The 21,464-nt window shown below is 71.0% G+C and carries 23 protein-coding genes; 16 read left to right on the top strand and 7 right to left on the bottom strand.

Translation table 11 applies throughout. The annotated features are described in order from the left end of the window. The first annotated feature begins 10 nt into the window (after window positions 1–10). Entirely contained in the window at window positions 11–796 is a 786-nt protein-coding gene (locus tag ACFWQG_RS06965; RefSeq protein WP_378506869.1) for a purine-nucleoside phosphorylase, read from the top strand. After that, window positions 793–2,490, top strand: a complete 1,698-nt coding sequence (locus ACFWQG_RS06960; RefSeq protein WP_378506868.1) for a phospho-sugar mutase — start codon at window positions 793–795, stop codon at window positions 2,488–2,490. The genes ACFWQG_RS06965 and ACFWQG_RS06960 overlap by 4 nt, the downstream gene beginning before the upstream one ends. On the opposite strand, the gene ACFWQG_RS06955 is transcribed toward ACFWQG_RS06960, so the two are convergent. Together ACFWQG_RS06955 and upp are read right to left on the bottom strand one after the other, a co-directional pair. After that, window positions 2,408–3,580, bottom strand: coding sequence for an IS30 family transposase (locus ACFWQG_RS06955; RefSeq protein ID WP_378506867.1), 1,173 nt, complete (start codon window positions 3,578–3,580; stop codon window positions 2,408–2,410). The genes ACFWQG_RS06960 and ACFWQG_RS06955 overlap by 83 nt on opposite strands. 83 nt (window positions 3,581–3,663) lie before the next feature. Further along, window positions 3,664–4,293: a uracil phosphoribosyltransferase gene (upp, locus tag ACFWQG_RS06950; protein ID WP_378506866.1), complete on the bottom strand. Its 630-nt coding sequence runs from the start codon at window positions 4,291–4,293 to the stop codon at window positions 3,664–3,666. Between the two features lie 170 nt (window positions 4,294–4,463). Here upp and ACFWQG_RS06945 point away from each other — a divergent pair, with 170 nt between their 5' ends. From ACFWQG_RS06945 to ACFWQG_RS06925, 5 genes are read left to right on the top strand one after another with little or no spacing between them, the layout of a single operon-like run. Further along, on the top strand, window positions 4,464–4,787 hold the full coding sequence (locus ACFWQG_RS06945) for a type VII secretion target (protein ID WP_378506865.1): 324 nt from the start codon (window positions 4,464–4,466) through the stop codon (window positions 4,785–4,787). 2 nt (window positions 4,788–4,789) lie between these two features. Beyond that, window positions 4,790–5,956: a C40 family peptidase gene (locus ACFWQG_RS06940; protein WP_378506864.1), complete on the top strand. Its 1,167-nt coding sequence runs from the start codon at window positions 4,790–4,792 to the stop codon at window positions 5,954–5,956. Beyond that, a complete protein-coding gene (locus ACFWQG_RS06935) occupies window positions 5,953–6,393 on the top strand; it encodes a hypothetical protein (protein WP_378506863.1) in 441 nt (146 codons plus the stop codon). The genes ACFWQG_RS06940 and ACFWQG_RS06935 overlap by 4 nt, the downstream gene beginning before the upstream one ends. A gap of 20 nt (window positions 6,394–6,413) precedes the next feature. Then, the gene (locus tag ACFWQG_RS06930) at window positions 6,414–6,701 is read left to right on the top strand and encodes a hypothetical protein (RefSeq protein WP_378506862.1); all 288 of its coding nucleotides are present in this window, start codon (window positions 6,414–6,416) and stop codon (window positions 6,699–6,701) included. Between the two features lie 10 nt (window positions 6,702–6,711). Next, window positions 6,712–7,980: a primosomal protein gene (locus ACFWQG_RS06925; protein WP_378506861.1), complete on the top strand. Its 1,269-nt coding sequence runs from the start codon at window positions 6,712–6,714 to the stop codon at window positions 7,978–7,980. Between the two features lie 18 nt (window positions 7,981–7,998). Here the strand turns inward: ACFWQG_RS06925 and ACFWQG_RS06920 are convergent, their stop codons facing one another. From ACFWQG_RS06920 to ACFWQG_RS06910, 3 genes are read right to left on the bottom strand one after another with little or no spacing between them, the layout of a single operon-like run. Beyond that, entirely contained in the window at window positions 7,999–9,114 is a 1,116-nt protein-coding gene (locus tag ACFWQG_RS06920; protein WP_378506860.1) for an adenosine deaminase, read from the bottom strand. 9 nt (window positions 9,115–9,123) lie between these two features. Then, window positions 9,124–10,437: a thymidine phosphorylase gene (locus ACFWQG_RS06915; protein ID WP_378507038.1), complete on the bottom strand. Its 1,314-nt coding sequence runs from the start codon at window positions 10,435–10,437 to the stop codon at window positions 9,124–9,126. Window positions 10,438–10,451: 14 nt separating this feature from the next. Continuing rightward, window positions 10,452–10,871 (bottom strand): cytidine deaminase, encoded by a 420-nt coding sequence (locus ACFWQG_RS06910; protein ID WP_378506859.1) that lies wholly within the window; start codon window positions 10,869–10,871, stop codon window positions 10,452–10,454. Between the two features lie 269 nt (window positions 10,872–11,140). Between ACFWQG_RS06910 and sdhC the strand changes: the two genes are divergently transcribed. From sdhC to ACFWQG_RS06865, 9 genes are all read left to right on the top strand, one after another. Continuing rightward, window positions 11,141–11,545 carry a succinate dehydrogenase, cytochrome b556 subunit gene (gene sdhC / locus ACFWQG_RS06905; RefSeq protein WP_378506858.1) on the top strand — a complete coding sequence of 135 codons (405 nt, stop codon included), beginning with the start codon at window positions 11,141–11,143 and terminating at the stop codon, window positions 11,543–11,545. Window positions 11,546–11,608: 63 nt separating this feature from the next. Further along, window positions 11,609–12,052 carry a succinate dehydrogenase hydrophobic membrane anchor subunit gene (locus tag ACFWQG_RS06900; RefSeq protein ID WP_378506857.1) on the top strand — a complete coding sequence of 148 codons (444 nt, stop codon included), beginning with the start codon at window positions 11,609–11,611 and terminating at the stop codon, window positions 12,050–12,052. Window positions 12,053–12,058: 6 nt separating this feature from the next. Further along, window positions 12,059–13,810, top strand: a complete 1,752-nt coding sequence (sdhA, locus tag ACFWQG_RS06895; protein ID WP_378506856.1) for a succinate dehydrogenase flavoprotein subunit — start codon at window positions 12,059–12,061, stop codon at window positions 13,808–13,810. Then, window positions 13,810–14,583, top strand: coding sequence for a succinate dehydrogenase iron-sulfur subunit (locus ACFWQG_RS06890; RefSeq protein ID WP_378506855.1), 774 nt, complete (start codon window positions 13,810–13,812; stop codon window positions 14,581–14,583). The genes sdhA and ACFWQG_RS06890 overlap by 1 nt, the downstream gene beginning before the upstream one ends. Window positions 14,584–14,793: 210 nt before the next feature. Next, the gene (locus ACFWQG_RS06885; RefSeq protein ID WP_378506854.1) at window positions 14,794–15,213 is read left to right on the top strand and encodes a helix-turn-helix domain-containing protein; all 420 of its coding nucleotides are present in this window, start codon (window positions 14,794–14,796) and stop codon (window positions 15,211–15,213) included. Window positions 15,214–15,271: 58 nt separating this feature from the next. Then, window positions 15,272–16,447, top strand: a complete 1,176-nt coding sequence (locus tag ACFWQG_RS06880) for a hypothetical protein (protein WP_378506853.1) — start codon at window positions 15,272–15,274, stop codon at window positions 16,445–16,447. A 14-nt stretch (window positions 16,448–16,461) separates the two neighbouring features. Then, on the top strand, window positions 16,462–16,980 hold the full coding sequence (locus ACFWQG_RS06875; RefSeq protein WP_378507037.1) for a hypothetical protein: 519 nt from the start codon (window positions 16,462–16,464) through the stop codon (window positions 16,978–16,980). Beyond that, window positions 16,977–17,963 (top strand): hypothetical protein, encoded by a 987-nt coding sequence (locus ACFWQG_RS06870; RefSeq protein ID WP_378506852.1) that lies wholly within the window; start codon window positions 16,977–16,979, stop codon window positions 17,961–17,963. Before ACFWQG_RS06875 ends, ACFWQG_RS06870 begins: the two co-directional genes overlap by 4 nt. A gap of 53 nt (window positions 17,964–18,016) precedes the next feature. Continuing rightward, the gene (locus ACFWQG_RS06865) at window positions 18,017–19,351 is read left to right on the top strand and encodes a D-alanyl-D-alanine carboxypeptidase family protein (RefSeq protein WP_378507036.1); all 1,335 of its coding nucleotides are present in this window, start codon (window positions 18,017–18,019) and stop codon (window positions 19,349–19,351) included. 10 nt (window positions 19,352–19,361) lie between these two features. Here the strand turns inward: ACFWQG_RS06865 and yhjD are convergent, their stop codons facing one another. Next, the gene (yhjD, locus tag ACFWQG_RS06860; RefSeq protein WP_378506851.1) at window positions 19,362–20,393 is read right to left on the bottom strand and encodes an inner membrane protein YhjD; all 1,032 of its coding nucleotides are present in this window, start codon (window positions 20,391–20,393) and stop codon (window positions 19,362–19,364) included. Window positions 20,394–20,430: 37 nt separating this feature from the next. Beyond that, on the bottom strand, window positions 20,431–21,462 hold the full coding sequence (trpS, locus tag ACFWQG_RS06855) for a tryptophan--tRNA ligase (RefSeq protein ID WP_378506850.1): 1,032 nt from the start codon (window positions 21,460–21,462) through the stop codon (window positions 20,431–20,433). Between the last annotated feature and the right edge of the window lie 2 nt (window positions 21,463–21,464).

Here is a 21,464-nt window from a genome sequence, read left to right as displayed (position 1 = left end):
GTGTGCCGTCATGGGAAGCCTCGAAGAGCAGGCCGCACGGGTCCTCGGTGAGCGGACCGGCGTCGCGAAGCACGACGTCGCGATCGTCCTCGGTTCCGGGTGGCGGGCCGCCGCCGACGCGTTCGGAACCCCGAGCGCGGCGGTGCCGATGTCCGATCTCCCCGGCTTCGCCGCCCCGTCGGCGGCCGGGCACGCGGGCACGGTGCTCTCCGTCCCGGTCGGCGGGGCCCGGGTGCTGATACTCCTCGGCCGTACCCACGCCTACGAGGGCCACGACCTCTCCCGGGTGGTGCACCCGGTCCGGACCGCGATCGCCGCGGGCACCGCGACGGTGGTCCTGACCAACGCGGCGGGCGGCATCCGCGCGGGCATGCGGGTCGGCCAGCCCGTCCTGATCGGCGACCATCTGAACCTGACCGCACGATCCCCGCTGGTCGGAGCGCAATTCGTCGACCTCGTCGACGCCTACTCGCCGCGGCTGCGGTCCCTGGCCAGGTCCATCGAGCCGACCCTCGAGGAGGGCGTGTACGCCGGGTTGCCCGGCCCGCACTACGAGACGCCCGCCGAGATCCGGATGCTCCGCACCCTCGGCGCCGACCTGGTCGGCATGTCCACCGTGCACGAGACGATCGCCGCCCGAGCGGCTGGCGCGGAGGTGCTCGGCATCTCCCTGGTCACCAATCTCGCGGCGGGTATCACCGGCGCGCCGCTCGACCACGCCGAGGTCCTCGCCGCTGGCGCCGCGTCCGCCGGTCGCATCGGTGAACTGCTGCGCGAGCTGGTGACGGCGCTGTGACCGGTGACCTGCCCGAGCGGGTCGCCGCCTGGATCACGGGCGATCCCGACGCCGCCGACCGCGCCGAGCTCGCGAGCCTCCCCGCAGGCGAACTGGCGCAACGCTTCTCCGCCCCGCTAACCTTCGGCACCGCGGGCCTGCGGGGTCCGGTCCGGGCCGGGCCGAACGGCATGAACGTCGCCGTCGTCACCCGCACCACCGCCGGGATCGCCGCCTGGTTGCAGGCGAGATGCCTCGGCGGATCCACCGTCGTGGTCGGTCGCGACGCCCGCCACGGCAGCGCGGCCTTCGCGACCGTGGCAGCGGAAGTGCTTGCCGCGGCGGGATTCCCGGTGGTGATGCTGCCGGGCCCGACGCCAACCCCGCTGGTCGCCTACGCGGTCCGGGCCCTCGGTGCGCAGCTCGGCGTGCAGATCACCGCCTCGCACAACCCGGCGGGCGACAACGGCTACAAGGTGTACCTCGACGGCGGTGCCCAGCTGGTCGCGCCCGCGGACCGGGAGATCGAGGCCGCGATCGCCGGGATCGGGCGGGCCGTCGACGTCCCGCGCACCCCCGTGCGGCCGACGGAGCACCCCCTGGTCCGGGACTACCTGGCCCGGGTATCGACCCTGCCCGCCGGTCCCGCGCGGGAGCTGCGGATCGCATTGACGCCGCTGCACGGTGTCGGCGGACCGTTGGCCGTCGAGGCCCTTCGGGCGGCAGGATTCACCGAGATACACACCGTCGCAAGCCAGTTCGCACCCGACCCGGACTTCCCGACCGTCACCTTCCCGAATCCCGAGGAGCCCGGCGCGACCGACGCCCTGCTGGACCTCGCGTCGCGGGTGGAGGCGGATCTGGCGATCGCCCTCGACCCCGACGCGGACCGGTGCGCCGTGGGGATCCCGACGGCGACCGGCTGGCGGATGCTCACCGGCGACGAGACCGGGGCCCTACTCGGTGCGCACCTGCTCGCGCGGCAACCCGACGGCGCCGATCCCCTGGTGGCGACGACGATCGTGTCCTCGCAACTGCTCGAGCGCATCGCGTCCGCCCGCGGCGCCCGGTTCGCGCAGACCCTGACCGGCTTCAAGTGGCTGGTCCGCGCGGGCAGCGGCCTGGTGTACGCCTACGAGGAGGCGGTCGGGCACTGCGTCGACCCGGACGCGGTGCGGGACAAGGACGGCATCTCCGCCGCGGTCGTCGCCGCGGGGCTGGCCGCGACCCTGAAGGCGGCGGGCCGGACCCTGCAGGACGCGCTGGACGACCTCGCCGTCGAGTTCGGCGTGCACGCCACCAGCCAGGTGTCGCGCCGGGTCGCGCGGGTCGAGGAGGTGGCCGCGATCATGGCGCGGTTCCGCGCCGATCTCCCCACCGACGTCGCGGGCGCGCCGGTGGTCGCGGAGGATCTGCTGCACCGCCGCGGCCAGGCGGCCACCGACGCCGTGATCCTGACCGGCGAGCGCCTCCGGGTGGTGGTGCGGCCGTCCGGGACCGAACCGAAGCTCAAGTGCTATCTCGAGGTCGTCGAGCCGGTCGACGGGCCCGCCGACCTGCCCCGCGCCCGCGCGGCCGCCGCCAGGTCGCTCCGCGACTGTGCGCGATTTTTACCCCGATCGGGGGGCGGATTCATGCGGTCGTCGCAACAAGGAGCTCGTCGAGCTTCTCCGCCGGATTATGCCAGTCGAGGGTTTCGCGGGGACGCCCGTTGAGTTCGTCGGCGACCCGCCGCAGGTGTTTCTCGGAGTGCACCGACAGGTCGGTGCCCTTCGGGAAATACTGCCTGAGCAGGCCGTTGGTGTTCTCGTTGGTGCCCCGCTGCCACGGTGAGTGCGGGTCACAGAAGTAGACCTGCACCCCGGTGTCGACGGTGAACTGGGCATGCCGGGACATCTCCTTGCCCTGATCCCAGGTGATCGACCGGACCAGCGCCGCGGGCAGCTCGCGGATCTTGGCGGCCATCGCCGCGGCGACCTGCTCGGCGGTGTGCCCGTTGGGCAGGTGCAGCAGCATCACGAACCGGGTGGTGCGTTCGACCAGCGTGCCGATCGCCGAGGCGTTGTTCGCGCCCAGGATCAGATCCCCCTCCCAGTGACCCGGTATCGCCCGGTCGGCGACCTCGGCGGGCCGCTCGGAGATGTTGACCATCCCCGGGATCTTCCCGCGGCGCTCGTCGGAGCGTTTGTGCCCGCGACGCAGATGCCGGCCGGTGCGCAGGTGCCGCGTCAACTCCCGCTTGAGGGCGCCCCGGGACTGGATGTAGAGGGCGAGGTAGATCGTCTCGTGTGACACCCGCATAGTCTCGTCGTCCGGGAACTGCCGGATCAACGCCTTCGAAATCTGTCGGGGCGACCAGTTCAGCTTAAGTTTGTCCTCGACGAACCTTCGAAGCCGTTTGGAGACAGCAAGTTTCGCGTCCTTCGGACGTTTCGCTCGGTTCTTCGCGGCCCGGTCCGCGGCGCCGGGACTGTAGTAGCCGCGGGCGTTGGTTCCCCGTTCGATTTCCCTGCCGATGGTGCTGCGATCACGCCCCAACTCGCGGGCGATCGCAGACTTGCTGCGACCGCCCGTGAGCATCTCCGCGATGGTCTCGCGTTCCTCGAGGCTCAGGAACCGTCCCGACGGTGGCACCGGGGTGCGGGGACGGACCCCGCCGGACGCGACGATCCACCGCCGGGCTGTCCCGAGACTGACCCCGGCCTCGCACGCCGCCTCCAGTCGCGTCTTGCCGTCGCTACGGCACTGCCAGAACCGCAGCCGGGCCTCGATCGACGCAGCCGGGCGTCCCACCACCATCGCCATCACAAACACCCTCCATCATCGGGGTGTTGCAACGACCGCTTGACCCAGAGGGGTAAAAATCGCGCACGGGCGCGGGGCGCGGCTCAGATGTTGCGGGGGCCGAACTGGCGGTCGCCCGCGTCGCCGAGGCCGGGAACGATGTAGGCGTCCACGTTCAGGCCGTCGTCGATGCTCGCGGTGACGAGGCGGACGGGCAGGCCCGAGTTCTCCAGTGCGGCAACACCTTGCGGCGCGGCAACCACGCAGACCGCGGTGATGTCGGTGGCACCGCGGTCGGCGAGCAGTTCCAGGGTGTGCACCATCGACCCGCCGGTCGCGAGCATCGGGTCGAGCACGTAGACGGGGATGCCGGAGAGGTCGGCGGGCAGCGATTCCAGGTACGCGATCGGGCTGTGGGTCTGTTCGTCGCGCGCCACGCCGACGAACCCGACCTGGGACTGTGGGATGGTCAGGCTGGCCTGCTCGACCATGCCGAGCCCGGCCCGCAGGACTGGCACGAGCAGCGGCGGGTGGGCGAGGCGGACGCCGCGGGCCGGGGCGACCGGGGTGGCGATGTCGAACTCCTCGACGGCGGCGCCGCGGATGGCCTCGTAGATCAGCATCTGGGTCAGCTCGCGCAGCGCCGCGCGGAACGCCGGGTTGCTGCTGCGTTCGTCGCGCATCGTGGTCAGACGTGCCGCGGCCAGTGGATGGTCGACCACCTGCGTGTCCATGCGCTTCAGGATAGGCAGTCGGCCCCGGTCCGTCGCGCCATCGGCGGCATCGCGTCCGCCGGGAACCGGATCGGGAACCGATGCGTCCAATGTCGTGACGGGTCGGGTGCGGCGACCCCGGGTGGGACGGGACCGGGGTGGCCGCGACGAGAAACGGGGGGGATCGGGCCATGACCGAGTTCGCAGCGGCAACCGACGGCATCCGCGCGTTCGGCGCGACGGCAACAACGATGGCGGCCGGGGTTCGCCAGGCGGCGGTGGGGGCGGCCGCGGTCGGCCCCGGGGTGTTGACACCGGTGTTCGGTCTGATCGGCGGTGACTTCCTTGCCGCGTTCACCGCCGCGCACGCCGCACACACCGCCGCCCTCGGCTCCCTGGCCGACACCCTGGACAGCATGGGTGCCGCCGCGGCGGCGTCGGCGGCCGCCTACGACGAGGCCGACGCGGGGGCCGCGGGCGGCCTCGCCGTCACCGGCACCGGGCTGGGGGTGTGACGGTGATCGGACTCGACCTGCTGACCCGGCCGTTGACGGACCTGCTCGACACGTTCGGCACCGGCGTGGTGCCGCCCGACGGCCCGCCGGAGGCGTTGACGATCGCGTCCGCCGCCCTCGACTCCGCCTACGCCATCGGCAAACTCGGCCTCGCCGAGCTCGGCGGGGCCTGGTCGGGCAGCGCCGCCGATGCGGCGGCCTCGAAGGGCGGGCAGGCGCAGATCCAGCAGGTGCAGCTCTCCGAGCGGGGCACGGAGATCGCGACGGTGCTGACCGCGGCGTCCGGGGACGTGGGCGCCGGCCTCGCCGAGTTGCAGGGCATCGCGGCGTCGTTCGTGTCGACCGCCGTCGCGGCTGGCCCGGCGCTGACGACCCCGGCGGGGCAGCTCATGATCGTCGCGGCCGCGATCGACCACCTCTCCCGAGGGGTGGCGGTGGTGGCCCGGGTCCGCTCCGAGCTCGACCTGCACACGGCCGCGATGACGCGGTTGACGGCTCCGGATCCGGGGGTCGCCCCGGCCAGTGCGGGGACCGCGGAGGCCGTGGTGCGGCCCGCCTCGTCCGGCCCGTCGGTGCCGCTGGCCGGGCTGCAGCAGCGCGGCGACGCGTTCGGCGGGTTCGCACGCGGTTTCGCCGATGCCACGACCTCGGGATCGCCGTCGAACCCCGGATATCCCGGCTTCGCGGGCGCGCTGGGCGCCGGCCGCGGCGGCGCGCAGCCGCAGGCGGCCGGTGTGCGGGGCGGCAGCAGTTCCGACCCGCTGGGCAGCAGCGGCGGCGTCGAGGTGTTCCTGCCCGACGGCAGCACCGCGATGGCACCGAACCGCGAGGCGGCGGACGCGGTCCGCAACGCGCTGAGCCAGCAGGGGGTGCCGTACTCGTGGGGCGGCACCACACCGGGTCAGGGGCTGGACTGTTCGGGCCTGACGCAGTGGGCGTACGGCGAGGCCGGGGTGGACATTCCGCGGCTCGCGCAGGAGCAGTCCGTCGGCTCCGCGGTGGACCCGTCCGATCTGCGGCCCGGTGACCTGGCCGTCTGGGACGGCCACGTCGCGATGGTGATCGGGAATGGTCAGATGGTCGAGGCGGGCGACCCGGTCCAGGTCAGCTCCGTCCGCACCGACAACATCGGGATGAGCTTCCACGGCTTCTACCGGCCGACCGCGTGAGCACCCCGTTCGGGCCGGGCGTCCCGGTCGACGGCGTGCTCGGCGCCCCCGCTGCCCCGCCCACCGACGACCGCACGCCGGGCGGTGAGCAGGCCGCACCGGCATCGGCACCCGACGACGTCGCGGTCGCGTCGGCGTCGAACCGGCGCGGCACCGTCACGGTCACGGCGACCGACCGCGGGCAGCCGCTCGACCTGCGCGTCGACCAGCGGGAATTGCGCTACGGCGGAGCCGAACTGGCAGCCGCGATCCTCGAGATGTGCCGGTCGGCGGCGGCGGAGGCGAAGGCCCGCCGCCGCGACGACCTCGCGGGGGCCGGGGTCCCGCCGGACATCCTCGACCGGCTCGGGCTGCCGACCCGGGACGCAATGGCGTCCGTGCAGGACCGCGACGCGGCCGACGGGCCCGTGCCGCCGACCTGGCTGCGACCGCTGTGAGCGGCGCGGGCGGGCGCCCGATGGACGCGGTGGTCACCCGGGCGGGGACGCGGCTCGCGGACCTCGAGGAGGCGCTGCACCAGCTGACGACGGCGCGGGCCCGGGTCACACATCCGTCCGGCCTGGTGAGCGTGGAGGCGGACGAGCACGGCGGCATGTGCGGGCTGTGGCTGCCGGCGGCGTTGGGCGGCGTGGACGCCGGTGACCTGGGGCGGGCGGTGGTGGAGACCGCGGCCCGGGCGGCGGAACTGGTCGCAGCCCAACGCGAACAGGTCCTGGCATCGCTTGCACGCCGGTTCACCGATTAGGCTTCGCGCCATGGCTGGAGACATCGTCCCGATCCAACTCGGTCTGACCGACGGCGACCTCGTCACCCTGTGGGCTCCCCGCTGGCGGGAGGGGGACGACGAATGGGAGGCGTTCCTCGGCCACGGGGAGGATCTGTACGGGTTCGGCTCGGCCGCCGAATTGGCCGCCTTCGTCCGGGGACGCGCCGAACACGACCTGGCCGAGCACCCGTCCTGGCCGATCGTCGCCGCGCTGTCCGCGGCGGAGTTTGAGCCCGACGACTCGCATGTCTTCGACCTGATCGGCGTCCCCGAACTCGTTGCCGGCGACCCGGACGCCGACACCCTCGGGGAGCTTGAGGACACGTTCGAGATGGCCCGCTCGATCGGCGAGGTCTGCGACCTCGACGTCGTCACCCGCTACTTCGGCGCGCACCCGGTGCTCGGCTCGGTCGCGGCGGGCCCGGCCGCGTTCGTGGGCCGGGACGGCGAGGAGCGCTGGGATCAGATCGGCGCGGCGATTGCCGCGGGCTGGGACGACGTGATCGACGCGATCGACGCGGTCACCACCTCCCCCACGGTCGATGCCGCCGCGGTCGAGGAGGCGGAGGCCGAGATCGTCGCCGCCGAGGAGAACGTCGTCGACGCCGACGATGCCGCCGACGAGGGCGAGGACGACGACGATCTCGAGTACACGATCCTCGACATCGACGACCACCAGGACGACCCGACCGCCGACGCCGCCGCCGAGGAGACGTTCTGGACGTCGGTCGGGATCGACCCGATCAAGATCATCACCGCCGCGGCGACCTACTTCACGCTGCGCTGCTACCTCGACGACGAGCCGGTCTTCCTCGGCCGGTCCGGCCGGATCCTGGTGTTCACCTCCGAGCGGGCGCTGGCGCGGTACCTCGCCGACAACCACGAGCACGACCTCGCCCACGTCAGCACCTACACCGAGGTGTCGACCGCCGCCGTCGACGGGTCGCTGGTGATCGAGGTGACCGAGGAGAACGTGTACGTCCTGTCGGGGATCGCCGAGGATCTCGCGGCGGGCCCCCGCGCGGTGGACGCCGACCAGCTCGACCTCGCGGTGGAGCTGTTCACCGACGCGGCGGCGTTCGCCGACGACGACTCCACCGAGCGGGCGCTGGCGCCGTCGACCCCGCTCGGGTGGTACGTCTCGTACACCCTCAACCCGGATCCCACCCGGCTGGCACCGAGCGCACCGTTCACCGCGGAGGCGCAGGCGTGGCGGCAACTCGAGCAGGAGTTCGAGGCCCGGCTGCGGGTCGAGTGACGCGGACCCCGGCTCGGGTCACTCCCCGCGGAGCCGGGCGTAGGCGGGCTTGATCACCTCGTCGATCACCGCCAGCCGCTCCGGGAACGGGATGAACGCGGACTTCATCGCGTTGATCGTGAACCGTTCGAGGTCGCCCCACCCGTAGCCGAAGGTGTCGGCGAGCACGACCATTTCCCGGCTCATGCTGGTCGCGCTCATCAACCGGTTGTCGGTGTTGACGGTGACCCGGAACCGCAGCCGCGCGAGCAGGTCGAACGGGTGCTGGTCGAGGCTGGCGACGGCGCCGGTCTGCACGTTCGAACTCGGGCACAGTTCCAGCGGAATCCGCTTGTCCCGCACATAGTTGGCCAGCCGACCGAGCCGGACGTCGCCGTCGTCGCCGACGGTGATGTCGTCGGTGATCCGCACGCCGTGCCCCAACCGGTCCGCGCCGCAGAACGCGATCGCCTCGTGGATGGACGGCAACCCGAAGGCCTCCCCCGCGTGAATCGTGAAGTGCGCGTTGTTCGCCCGCATGTGTTCGAAGGCGTCGAGGTGCCTGCTCGGCGGATGCCCTGCCTCCGCGCCCGCGATGTCGAACCCGACGACGCCGCGGTCGCGGAACCGGACGGCGAGGTCCGCGATCTCCCTGGAGCGGGCGGCGTGCCGCATCGCGGTGAGCAGGCACCCGACGCGGATCCGGTGCCCGCCGTCGGCGGCCTGCGCCATCCCGTCCTCGAAGCCGAGCAGGGTGTGGTGGACAACCTCGTCGAGCGTCAGGCCCCGCTCGAGGTGCTGTTCGGGCGCGAACCGGACCTCCGCGTACACGACGCCGTCGGCGGCGAGGTCGGCGACGCATTCGCGGGCCACCCGCTGCAGCCCCTCCGGGGTCTGCATCACGGCGACGGTGTGGGCGAACGTCTCGAGGTACCGCTCCAGCGATCCGCTGCTCGCCGCCGAGGCGAACCAGGCCGCGAGCGTGTCGGCGTCGTCGGCGGGCAACCGGTCGTACCCGCAGTGCTGCGCGAGTTCGAGGACGGTCGCCGGCCGAAGTCCGCCGTCGAGATGGTCGTGCAGCAGTGCTTTCGGCGCGGTCCGGACCGCGGCGAGGTCGAGCGGTGCCGGTCCGGGCAGCGGGGGTGGCGTACTCATGGACCGACGCTAGCGCCCCGACCCCGACGTGCGGGGCCGACGTGCCGGTCCGATGCGGTCGATCACGAGGGGCTCGTCGGGTGGCGGATCGCCGATCTCCCAAGCCCCGTCGAGCGCCGCGCGGACGGCCGCGATCCGATCGGGGGTGTCGGTGTGCAGGGTGAGCAGCGGCGCTCCCGCGGTGACCACGTCACCGGGCCTGGCGTGCCACTGCACGCCTGCGCCCGCCTGCACGGCCTGCCCCTGCCGTTCCCGTCCGGCGCCGAGACGCCAGGCCGCGGTCCCGACCGCCAGCGCATCGAGTCGGGTGAGCACCCCGGAACTGTCGGCGTACAACACTTCTCGTTCCGCCGCGACGGGCAGCGGTGCGGCGGGATCGCCGCCCTGCGCCGCCACCATGGCACGCCACCGGTCCATCGCGCGGCCGCTGCGCAGCACGTCCGCCGGGTCGACGGCGTCCAGGCCGACCGCGGCGAGCATCTCCCTGGCCAGGGTGACCGTCAGGTCAACCACGTCCGCGGGGCCGGCGCCCGCGAGCACCGCGATCGCCTCCTCGACCTCAAGCGCGTTGCCCGCGGTGTACCCGAGCGGGGTGTCCATCGACGTCAGCAGGGCGACGGTGTGCACCCCGGCGTCCTCGCCGAGTTCGACCATCGCCGTTGCCAATTCCCGCGCCTGCTCGACCGTCTTCATGAATGCCCCCGACCCGACCTTCACATCGAGAACCAGCGCCTGTGAGCCCTCCGCGATCTTCTTGCTCATGATCGAACTTGCGATCAGGGGAACGGATTCGACGGTGCCGGTGACGTCGCGCAGCGCGTACAGCCTGCGGTCCGCCGGGGCGAGATCCGCGCCCGCAGCGCAGACCACCGCCCCCACCTGCGGATCCGCCAGCGCCCGGAGCATCTCGGCGGCGCCCAGATCGGCGCGCCAGCCGGGGATCGATTCGAGCTTGTCGAGGGTGCCGCCGGTGTGGCCGAGTCCGCGCCCGGACAGCTGCGGGACCGCGGCACCGCACGCGGCGACCAGCGGCGCGAGCGGCAGGGTGAGCTTGTCCCCCACCCCGCCGGTGGAGTGCTTGTCGACCGTCGGCCGCGGCAGCGACGACAGGTCCATCCGCCTGCCGGACCCGATCATCGCGCGGGTCCACGTCGCCGTCTCCCGCCGGTCCAGCCCACGGAGGACGACGGCCATTGCCAGCGCCGCCATCTGCTCGTCGGCGACGTCGCCGCGGGTGAAGGCGTCGACGACCCACACGATCTGGTCGTCGGTGAGCGGGTGCCCGTCCCGTTTGGTGGTGATGACCGAGACCGCGTCGATCATCCCGGACCGCGCGGTCATCGCGGACCGCCGTCGGCGCCGTGCACCCGCGCGAGATCGGCAGGCCCGAAAGCCGCAGGCAGCAACGATGACAACGGCACCGGCCCGGCCTCGCCGTCCACCAACAGGCCGGGGCCGCCGTGCTCGTGCAGCAGTTGCCTGCACCGCCCGCACGGCGTCAGGACCTGGGAGTTTGCGTCCCGGCAGGTGAACGCGACCAGCCGCCCACCACCGGTCGCGTGCAAGTTACCGACGAGTCCGCATTCGGCGCAGAGGCTCAGTCCGTATGAGACATTTTCCACATTGCATCCGACGACGATCCGGCCGTCGTCGACCAGAGCTGCCGCACCCACCGGGTAGTGCGAGTACGGCGCATACGCCCCCACCCGAACCCCATCTGCGTTGTCCCGCAACATTTTCCAATCAATCTCGGCCACGGCTCCCCATCCTGTCACGGCGCGGGCGGGATCGCAGCGTAGCTCGCCGCGACACCCCGAATCATTGGAAAGGCAAACCTAAGTCGCCGCGGTCGGGGTCGTACGAACCGCCCGCCAAATTAGTTCCCACTTCACGGGAGGATTACAGTGCAGGGAGTCGGTTCAGGTTCTCGTCGCGCCATAGGCTGAAGACTCCACGGGTGGTCCCCACAAACAGCCGAAATTCCGGTGCGACGCGTCCATCAAAGACGTTGGAGGCACAGCACTCGATGAGTAGCACGACTGAAGCCGCTCCGGCACAGGAGCGCACGCGGTCGCTATACCGGGGCGACCCCGGAATGTGGTCTTGGGTTCTACACCGGATCACCGGCGTCGCGACATTCTTCTTTCTCTTCGTCCACGTGCTCGACACCGCACTCGTGCGGGTCAACGCGGACACCTACGACCGGGTCATCGAGACCTACAAGAACCCGCTCGTGGGTCTCATGGAGCTCGCCCTGGTGGCGATGGTCCTCTACCACGCGCTCAACGGCATCCGCGTGATGCTGGTGGACTTCTGGTCGAAGGGCCCCCAGTACCAGCGCGTGATGCTCTGGGTCATCCTCGCGATCTGGTTCGTCGTGATGATTCCGGCCGCCGGACGCATCTTCTACAACATGTTTGCGGGGCACTGACATGAGCGAAGCGACGACCCCTCGCACTGACATGAGCGAAGCGACGACATTTGAGGCACTGACATGAGCGAAGCGAAGACTATCGGGACGTCGTTCGACCGCCCCGCCAGCCTGGACGCGCCGCGCTCGCCGCGCCGTCAGGCCAAGAACAACTTCGAGCTCTACGCCTGGTTGTTCATGCGACTGTCCGGCCTCGCGCTGGTCATCCTGGTGCTTGGCCACCTGTTCATCATGCTGATGATGGACGACGGTGTGCACCGCATCAACTTCGCGTTCGTCGCGGGCCGCTGGTCCAGCCCGTTCTGGCAGATCTGGGATCTGTCGATGCTGTGGCTCGCCCAGCTGCACGGCGGCAACGGCCTGCGCACCGTGATCGCGGACTACTCGCGCAATGACAAGACGCGCTTCTGGCTGAACACGATCCTCGCGATCGCGATGATCCTGATCATGGTCACCGGCACGTACGTCATCTTCACCTTCGACCCGACCTTCGTCCCGGGGAGCTAATTCTTCATGTTGGAACATCGTTACGACGTGGTCATCGTCGGCGCAGGCGGCGCGGGCATGCGCGCGGCCATCGAGTCGGGTCCGCGCACCCGCACCGCGGTCCTCACCAAGCTCTACCCCACCCGCTCCCACACCGGTGCGGCGCAGGGCGGCATGTGCGCCGCACTGGCGAACGTGGAAGAGGACAACTGGGAGTGGCACACCTTCGACACCGTCAAGGGCGGCGACTACCTCGCCGACCAGGACGCCGTCGAGATCATGGCCAAGGAGGCCATTGACGCGGTGCTCGACCTGGAGAAGATGGGTCTGCCGTTCAACCGGACCCCCGAGGGCAAGATCGACCAGCGCCGTTTCGGTGGCCACACCCGTGACCACGGCAAGGCCCCGGTCCGCCGAGCCTGCTACGCCGCCGACCGCACCGGCCACATGATCCTGCAGACGCTCTACCAAAACTGCGTCAAGCACGACGTCGAGTTCTTCAACGAGTTCTACGCCCTCGACATCGCGCTCACCGAGACCGAGGACGGCCCAGTCGCGACAGGCGTCGTCGCGTACGAGCTGTCCACCGGCGAGATCCACGTCTTCCACGCGAAGTCGATCGTGTTCGCCACCGGCGGCTCCGGCCGGATGTACAAGACGACGTCCAATGCGCACACCCTCACCGGTGACGGCATGGGCATCATCTTCCGCAAGGGCCTGCCGCTCGAGGACATGGAGTTCCACCAGTTCCATCCGACGGGACTGGCCGGCCTCGGCATCCTCATCTCCGAGGCCGTCCGCGGCGAGGGCGGCATCCTCCGCAACGTCGACGGCGAGCGCTTCATGGAGCGCTACGCCCCCACCATCAAGGACCTCGCGCCGCGCGACATCGTCGCCCGCTCGATGGTGCTCGAGGTGCTCGAGGGTCGCGGCGCCGGACCGAACAAGGACTACGTCTACATCGACGTGACCCACCTCGGCGAGGAGGTGCTCGAGGAGAAGCTCCCCGACATCACCGAGTTCTCCCGCACCTACCTCGGTGTCGACCCGGTCACCGAACTGGTGCCGGTGTACCCGACCTGCCACTACGTGATGGGCGGCATCCCCACCAAGATCAACGGTGAGGTGCTGCGCAACAACACCGATCACGTCCCCGGCCTGTACGCCGCTGGCGAGTGTGCGTGCGTCTCGGTGCACGGCGCGAACCGTCTGGGCACCAACTCGCTGCTCGACATCAACGTGTTCGGTCGCCGCGCGGGCATCGCCGCCGCCGAGCACGCCCTCGCCACCGACTTCGTCCCGCTCCCGGAGGAGCCGGCGAAGATGGTCGAGGAGTGGCTCGCGGTCATCCTGTCCGACCACGGCCACGAGCGGGTCGCGGACATCCGCCGCGAACTGCAGCAGTCGATGGACAACAATGCGTCGGTGTTCCGTACCGAGGAGACCCTGACGCAGGCGCTCAAGGACATTCACGCCCTCAAGGAGCGCTACAACCACATCACCGTGCAGGACAAGGGCAAGCGCTACAACAGCGACCTGCTCGAGGCCGTCGAGCTCGGCTTCCTGCTCGAGATGGCCGAGGTCACCGTCGTCGGTGCGCTCAACCGCAAGGAGTCGCGCGGCGGCCACGCCCGCGAGGACTACCCGGATCGCAACGACGCCGAGTACATGCAGCACACGATGGCGTACAAGGTCGGCAAGGACCTGATCTCCGAGATCCGTCTGGACTACAAGCCGGTTGTCCAGACCCGCTACGAGCCGATGGAGCGTAAGTACTGATGTCCGCACCCGTTGTAGACAAGGACGCACCCGCGCTGCCGCCCGTGCCCGAAGGTGCCGTCCTGGTCACCCTCAAGATCGCCCGGTTCAACCCGGAGGACGGCAACGGCCAGCACTGGGAGTCGTTCCAGGTTCCGTGCCTGCCGACCGACCGCCTGCTGAACCTGCTGCTGTACGTGAAGGGCTACCTCGACGGGACGCTGACGTTCCGCCGGTCCTGCGCGCACGGCGTGTGCGGCAGCGACGCGATGCGCATCAACGGCGTCAACCGACTCGCCTGCAAGGTGCTGATGCGCGACCTGCTGCCGAAGGACGGCAAGGCGCTGACCATCACGATCGAGCCGATCAAGGGCCTGCCGGTCGAGAAGGACCTCGTCGTCGACATGGAGCCGTTCTTCGACGCGTTCCGTGCCGTGAAGCCGTTCCTGATGACCTCGGGCAACGAGCCGACCCGCGAGCGGATCCAGTCGCAGGCCGACCGCGCCCGGTTCGACGACACCACCAAGTGCATCCTGTGCGCCTGCTGCACCACGTCGTGCCCGGTGTACTGGAGCGACGGCAGCTACTTCGGCCCGGCCGCGATCGTGAACGCACACCGGTTCATCTTCGACAGCCGTGACGAGGGTGCCGCCGAGCGACTCGACATCCTGAACGACAAGGAAGGCGTGTGGCGCTGCCGCACCACCTTCAACTGCACCGACGCGTGCCCCCGCGGCATTCAGGTGACGAAGGCGATCCAGGAAGTCAAGCGCGCCCTGCTCTTCGCCCGCTGATCGCTCGCGGTCCTTCGCATGATCCCAGCTAAGGCGCGGACCCCTCCGGGTCCGCGCCTTTTCCTGCGTTCCACCAGCGGAAACGTGAAATCTATATTTCACTTCAGAAACACCTGTAACGTCCGCAACCAATCCGTTACCATGTGGTCGCAGCATTGCGCGAGACCCCAATTCACGGGGCATCACACGAAGGGATCGGGACCTACGGCAATGGAGTCAGATTTCGCATCGCGGTTGAACAAACTGTTCGACACGGTACATCCACCGGGCCGCAAGCCACACACGAACACCGAGGTCGCCGAGGCGCTCAACGCCGCAGGCCACCGCATTTCCAAGCCATACATTTCGCAGTTGCGGAACGGGCAGCGCACCAATCCGTCGACGGAAACCGTTGCGGCCCTTGCCCAGTTCTTCAAGGTCAAGTCCGACTACTTCTTCGACGACATCTACGCCGCACGGATCGACCACGACCTGGACCTGCTGTCCCAGCTGCGCGGCTACGGCCTGCGCAGGCTGTCGGCGCGCGCATTCGACCTCTCCAGCGAATCGCAGGAGTTGCTCTCGGCAATGGCCGAGAAGCTGCGGCGCAGTGAAGGTTTGCCGGCAACCCCGCCGGATTCCACCGAGTAGCGGAGTGCGCACCCCACATTCACGAGGAAGGCGCCGGCGGGTCCTGACCGCCGGCGCCTTGCTGGGTTCACTCCTGTTCCTCCCCGGACTGGCCGCCGCCGCGAACAGCGACGGCCCGCCCCCGCAATCGACCCAGGACCGCGGGCAGGACGAGGCCAGGCACGGCAACGGCGGAAACAACGGCGGCGGGAACCACGGCGGCGGGAACAACCGTCCGGGCAACGGCGGCCATCACGGCGGATGCCACGACCGGCACGATCGGCACGGCAACCATTGCGGTGGAACGAAACCCACCACCACCACCAGGCCGACCACCACCAGGCCGACCACCACCAAGCCAAAGCCGACCACCGCCAAGCCGACCACCACCACCAGGCCGACGACAACGAAGCCCACAACCACGACCGTCGACCCCACAACCACGACCGTCGACCCCACGACGACCACGACCGTCGACCCCACCACCACGACCACCGTCGACCCCACAACCACGACCGTCGACCCCACGACGACCACCGTCGACCCCACCACCACCACGACCACCGTCGACCCCACCACCACCACGACCACCGTCGACCCCACCACCACCACGACCACCGTCGACCCCACAACCACCACCGTGGACCCCTCGACGACCACGGCCCCCTCGACAACCACGACCACTGCCTCCGCGGGTGCGGTCGTGCCGGGCGACGGCCCGTCGAACGGCAACGACCGCCCCGAGGACCCCACCCGTCCGTCGCCCCCTCCGCTCGCCGCCCCGGACCCGAACCCCGAGGCCGGGTCACCGGTGCCGGCACCGGCACCGGACGAGGCGGCTCCCGGTGCTGACAACGCCCCGAACGACTCCCCCGCTGCGCAGGACCGCCAGCCGGCGTCCGAGGTGCGCCAGCTGCCGAACGATGGCCCCGAGGCGAGGCCCGAGGCAGCGGCGCGGCGCGAGGCAGCGCCCGGACACGAGACGCTGATCGCGATGGCGGCACCGCCGGAGCAGCGGCCGCCCGGTGCCGCGTCACTCGGTGCTGTGACCCTCGGTGATCCGACCGCGCCCCCGGCCGAGGCGGCGCTCGCGTCGGCATCCCGGCCGGGCGGGGATCTCGGGGCCGCGTCCGCGGGCATCTCCGCGGTGGTGTTCGTTGCCTGCGCGACCGGATTCATGAGTTTCCGCAGCGCCCGCGCGGCGCGCACCCGGCTGAACCTGGCCCGGGCCGAGTTCCTGGAGCCGCTCCCGTGACCAGTCCCACAGAGATGACGGCGCAGCGGAATCCGGGGTCGCGTCCGGTCCGCAATCACCGCCGGGTGCTGGCGGCGGTGGACGCGGTCCTCGACATGGCGGCGCAGACCCATGCGGTCACCGTCGAGGACATCGTGCAGTCGCTGGCCGCCACCCGCAGGCGCCCGATCGAGGTGGCCTTCGAGGATCTGGGTCCGGGGATCTGGGGGCAGCGTCGCGAGTTCCCGGATCACGACCGGATCGTGCTCGCGCGTAGCCTGCCCAGTGTGACCAGAACGCTCGCCCACGAGATCGGGCACATCGTCTTCCGCCATCCGGGTGCGGCGGTCGCCGAGACGACACTCGCGGCGGACGACGATCTGATCGCCTACATGCTCAGCCAGCGGTCGGCGGGCTCCACGGACCTGTCGCAGGAGGCGCTGCACGAGTGGGAGGCGGAGGCGTTCGCGGTCCGCCTGCTGCAGCGGCTCGGGCAGTTCGAGCGCGACGACAACTGGCGCCCGCTGCTCTGCTTCGACGAGGCGCTCGGGTGATCACCTGGATCGTCGCGTTGCTCTGCTCGACCGCGGTGGGGGCGCGGATCGGGCGGCTGACGGTGCGTCCCCCGTCGCTGGCGCGGGTGTCGATCGCGATCGCGGCGATCGCGCTGACCGCCGCGGCGACGGTGCGCACCGCGACGGTGTCGGAGCTGCTCGACGGCCACCGCGAGCAGCTCGCCGCGACCGTGTTCGAACTGTGCCTGATCGCGTTCGCCGCGACGACCGCGCTGATCGCGGCGGCGTCGCTGACGGCGCTGAGCACGCGCCAGCAGTGGCCGCTCGCGGTCGCCAGTGCCGCGGTCGCGGTGCTGGTGGCCGGGACGGAGCTGACGGCGGCCCAGCACGCGCCGAGCACGTCGGCGTACCTGGTTGCGGCGTCGCTGATCGCCACCGCCGTCGCGGCGCGACACGTCCGCTGGAACGTGCTCGGCCGGGCCATCGGGCTGTACTGCGCGGGCCTCGTCGTGGTCGCCGCGGTGTGCGTGGCCGGTCTGGTCGCGCAGCCGCGTGAGCACCTGTCGCCCGCGTCGGGATGGTGGTCGCTGGCGGTGATCCTGGTGTGCGGCGGCTGCTCGTCGGTGATGATCGAGGCGTGGGCCCGCGCCCAGCTGGATCTGCGCCGCACCCGCGGGCTGTGGACGGCGCTGACGGCCGCCCACCCGGAACTGCTCGACAGCGACTACCGGTCGATGACGGCGACGCTGACCGCGGGCGACCGGATCTCTCAGATCCTCGACGGCCTGTACCTGCACGACGGCGCCGGGCTGCTCGGTCCCGGCGGCACCCCGCCCCCGGCCGACCCGGCGGAGCACGCGGAGTCCGTCGCGCGGTGGCTGCACCGGACCGCCGTCGAGGTCGAGCCGATCGACCCGGGATGGCTCGGCACCCCCGATGGCCTCACCGACCGGCAGTGGATTCTGTCCGTCAGCGCCGCATACGACCGTCCCCGGCGGCGCGCGACGGCCACCGTCGCCTGACCCGCGCGACCTGCGCTTTCCGACCCGACTGCTACCCTGCCAGCACGATGGACATGCTCGCCACGGCACGACGCTGCGCGATCCTCGCGACCGCGATCGGATTGATCGGGGCGCCCGCGGCGGCGCAACCCCCGCCCGCGGCGGCGCAGCCCCCACCGCCGACCGTCACCAGTACCCCGTTCGCCACCCCGGACACCGACCGTTGCCCGCACCGGGTGGCGCCGCCGCCCGCGATCGACCTGTCCGAGGTGCCCGCCCCTGGCGACCCGACCCCGACGCCGCTGCCGGTGCCGCAGCGACCGATCGGCGGCGGCGACCTCGACCGCTGCGGGATCGTCACCGCCGACGGCACTCCCCCGCTGCCCGCGGAGATCTCGGCGACCGGGTGGGTGCTGGCCGACCTCGACTCCGGTGCGGTGCTCGCCGCGAAGGATCCGCACGGCCGGTACCGGCCCGCCAGCACGATCAAGATCCTGCTGGCGATCGTCGCGTTGAACGAACTGGACCTCGACACTGTCGTGACGGCCACCGAGGAGGACGCGAACATCGAGGGCAGCGCCGTCGGGCTCGGCAAGGGCGGCACCTACACGATCCGGCAGTTGATGCAGGGCCTGGTGATGGCGTCCGGGAACGACGCCGCGCACGCGCTGGCCAGCCAGCTCGGCGGGGTGGACGAGACGGTCCGGAAGATGAACGAGACCGCCCAGGGTCTCGGCGCGTTCGACACCCGGGCGGCCACCCCGTCCGGCCTGGACGGCCCGGGAATGTCCACGTCCGCATATGATCTCGCGCTGCTCTATCGGGAGGCGATGCGCAATCCGACGTTCGCGGAGCTGATCCGCACCGAGTCCGTCGAGTTCCCCGGCTTCCCACGGGACCCGAACGACCCGCTCCCCACCACCGACCCCGCCGCCGCGGGCGATCCCGCGTCGAGTACCCCGGTGCCGACCGACCATCCCCCGTTCACCCTCGCGAACGACAACAGCCTGCTCTACAACTACCCGGGCGCGCTCGGCGGCAAGACCGGGTACACCGACGACGCGCGGCAGACGTTCGTCGCTGGCGCCGAGCGGGACGGGCGACGCCTGGTGGTGACGCTGCTCGCCGCGGACGTGCGACCGATCCGGCCGTGGGAGCAGGCGGCCCGACTGCTCGACCACGGTTTCGCGCTCCCGGCGTCGACGTCGGTCGGCACGCTCGTCGACCCGGGCAGCGCCGACGCGGCCCCCGCCCCGTCGATCCTGCTCGCGACCCCGCCGCCGCCCGCCGCGGACGACCACGACGAACCGGGCGCTGCCCCGTCGCGCGTCCCGGTGCTCGTCGGCGGCGGCGTGGTGATCGCGGCGCTGCTGATCGGCGCGGCCCTGCTGCAGCGTCGCCGCCGCTGACGGTCCCGCGTCAGCGCTCCCCGCGCCTGCGCCGCAGCCACCCCCCGACCCCCAGCGCGGCCGCCGCCCCGGTCCCGAGCAGCACCGCCGCCCCGGTGAGGGTCGCCCGCCGCGGGGCCGGTGGGGCCGCGACCTCGATCACGACCGGGTCCGGTGGCGGCACGAACGCCCGCCGCTCGTTCTCGTGCGCGGTGGCGGCCCAGGCCGTGGACAGCAGCAGCAGCCGCGCGGTGAAGTAGATGAACACCAGCAGACCGATGATCGGGCCGAACGTCGACCCCGCCGGGCCGCCGGTCACCGACTGCAGATAGATCACGCCGACCCGTTTGAACACCTCGAACCCGACCGCCGCTATCAACGCGGCCCGCGCCGCGCTGCGCAGGGTGACCGGCTCCCGCGGCAGCCGGGCGATCACCCAGGTGAACAGGATCCAGGTCATCAGGACCGCGAGCAGCGACGTGCCGACCTGCACCAGGGTCTGCACCCAGCCGATGTCGTCGATGCCGAGGAACTCGAGGACCGTCCGCGTCACCCCGCCCTCCGCGAGGATCGACAACCCGACCGACAACACCAGCGCAAGGAACAGGCCGAGCAGCTTCGACAGGTCCCGCAGCTTGGTCGCGACGAAACCCGACGACGGGTGCCGCTGCGCCCACATCGCGGACAGGGCCTCGCGGACGTTCGCCATCCACCCCAGACCCGAGTACGCGGCGGTGAGCAGGCCGAGGACACCGACGGTGGCGCGGGCCGCGATCGCGGAGTCGATCAGCGCGTTGATCTGGTCCCCGAGATCGCCGGGCATCGCCTTGGTGACGGCGTCGTGGATCGAGTCGAGGACCTCCGGGTTCTGCACAAGGACGAACCCGGAGACCGCGAACGCCACCATGAGGATCGGGAACAGCGCGAAGACACTGAAATAGGTGATGCCCGCGGCGAAGTAGTCGCCCCGGTTCTCCTGGTACCGGCCGCCGGCGCGGATGGCGTGATCGAGCCAGGGCCAGGCGGCGCGTCGGCGCTCGAGCATGCCCTTGAGGTCCGGCACCGGCGTTCACCCCTGTCGCTGACTCGCCGCCACCGGATCACCGCTGCGGCAGGAACCCCACCTTGTCATACACGGTGGCCAAAACCCGGGCCGACACTTCCCGTGCCCGCTGGGCGCCCGCATCGAGGATGCGGTCCAGCTCGGCCGGATCGGCGAGGAACTCGTCGACCTTGGCGCGCAGCGGCGTCACGAAGTCCACCAGCACGTCGGCGGTGTCGGCCTTCAGGTCGCCGTAGCCCTTGCCCTGGTACCCGGCGACCAGATCGTCGATGCCGGTGCCGGACAGGGCGGACTGGATGGTCAGCAGGTTCGACACGCCGGGCTTGGTGTCCCGGTCGAAGCGGATCTCCCGCTCGTTGTCGGTGACCGCGGACCTGATCTTCTTCGCGGAAACCTTGGGGTCGTCGAGCAGGTTGATCAGCCCCGCCTCGGACGCCGCGGACTTGCTCATCTTCGACGTCGGGTCCTGCAGGTCGTAGATCTTGGAGGTGCCCTTGATCATCTGCGCCTCGGGCACCACGAACGTCTTGCCGTAACGGGTGTTGAACCGCTGCGCGAGGTCGCGGGCCATCTCCAGGTGCTGACGCTGGTCCTCGCCGACCGGCACCCGCTGCGGGCGGTACAGCAGGATGTCCGCCGCCATCAGCACCGGGTAGGTGAACAGGCCGACCGTCGCGGCCTCGGTGCCCTGCTTGGCGGACTTGTCCTTGAACTGGGTCATCCGGCTGGCCTCACCGAAACCGGTGATGCAGTTGAGCACCCACGCCAGCTGCGCGTGCTCGGGCACCTGGCTCTGCACGAACAGGGTGGCCCGGTCCGGGTCGATGCCCAGCGCCAGCAGCTGCGCGGCCGCGATCTTGGTCCGCTTGCGCAGTTCCTTCGGGTCCTGCGGCACGGTGATCGCGTGCAGGTCGGGGATGAAGTAGAAGGCGTCGAAGTCGTCCTGCAGCGGCACCCACTGGGCCAGCGCACCAAGGTAATTGCCGAGGTGGAAGGAGTCGGCGGTCGGCTGGATGCCGGAGAGCACCCGCGGCTGTGCGGTGGGGGCGGACGATGCGGAACTCGACATGC

This window comes from Rhodococcus sp. NPDC058532 (genome assembly GCF_042719255.1).
Classification (GTDB): domain Bacteria; phylum Actinomycetota; class Actinomycetes; order Mycobacteriales; family Mycobacteriaceae; genus Rhodococcus_G.
The sequence above is the reverse complement of the archived record's forward strand: the minus strand, read 5'-3'. Positions and strand labels throughout refer to the sequence as shown.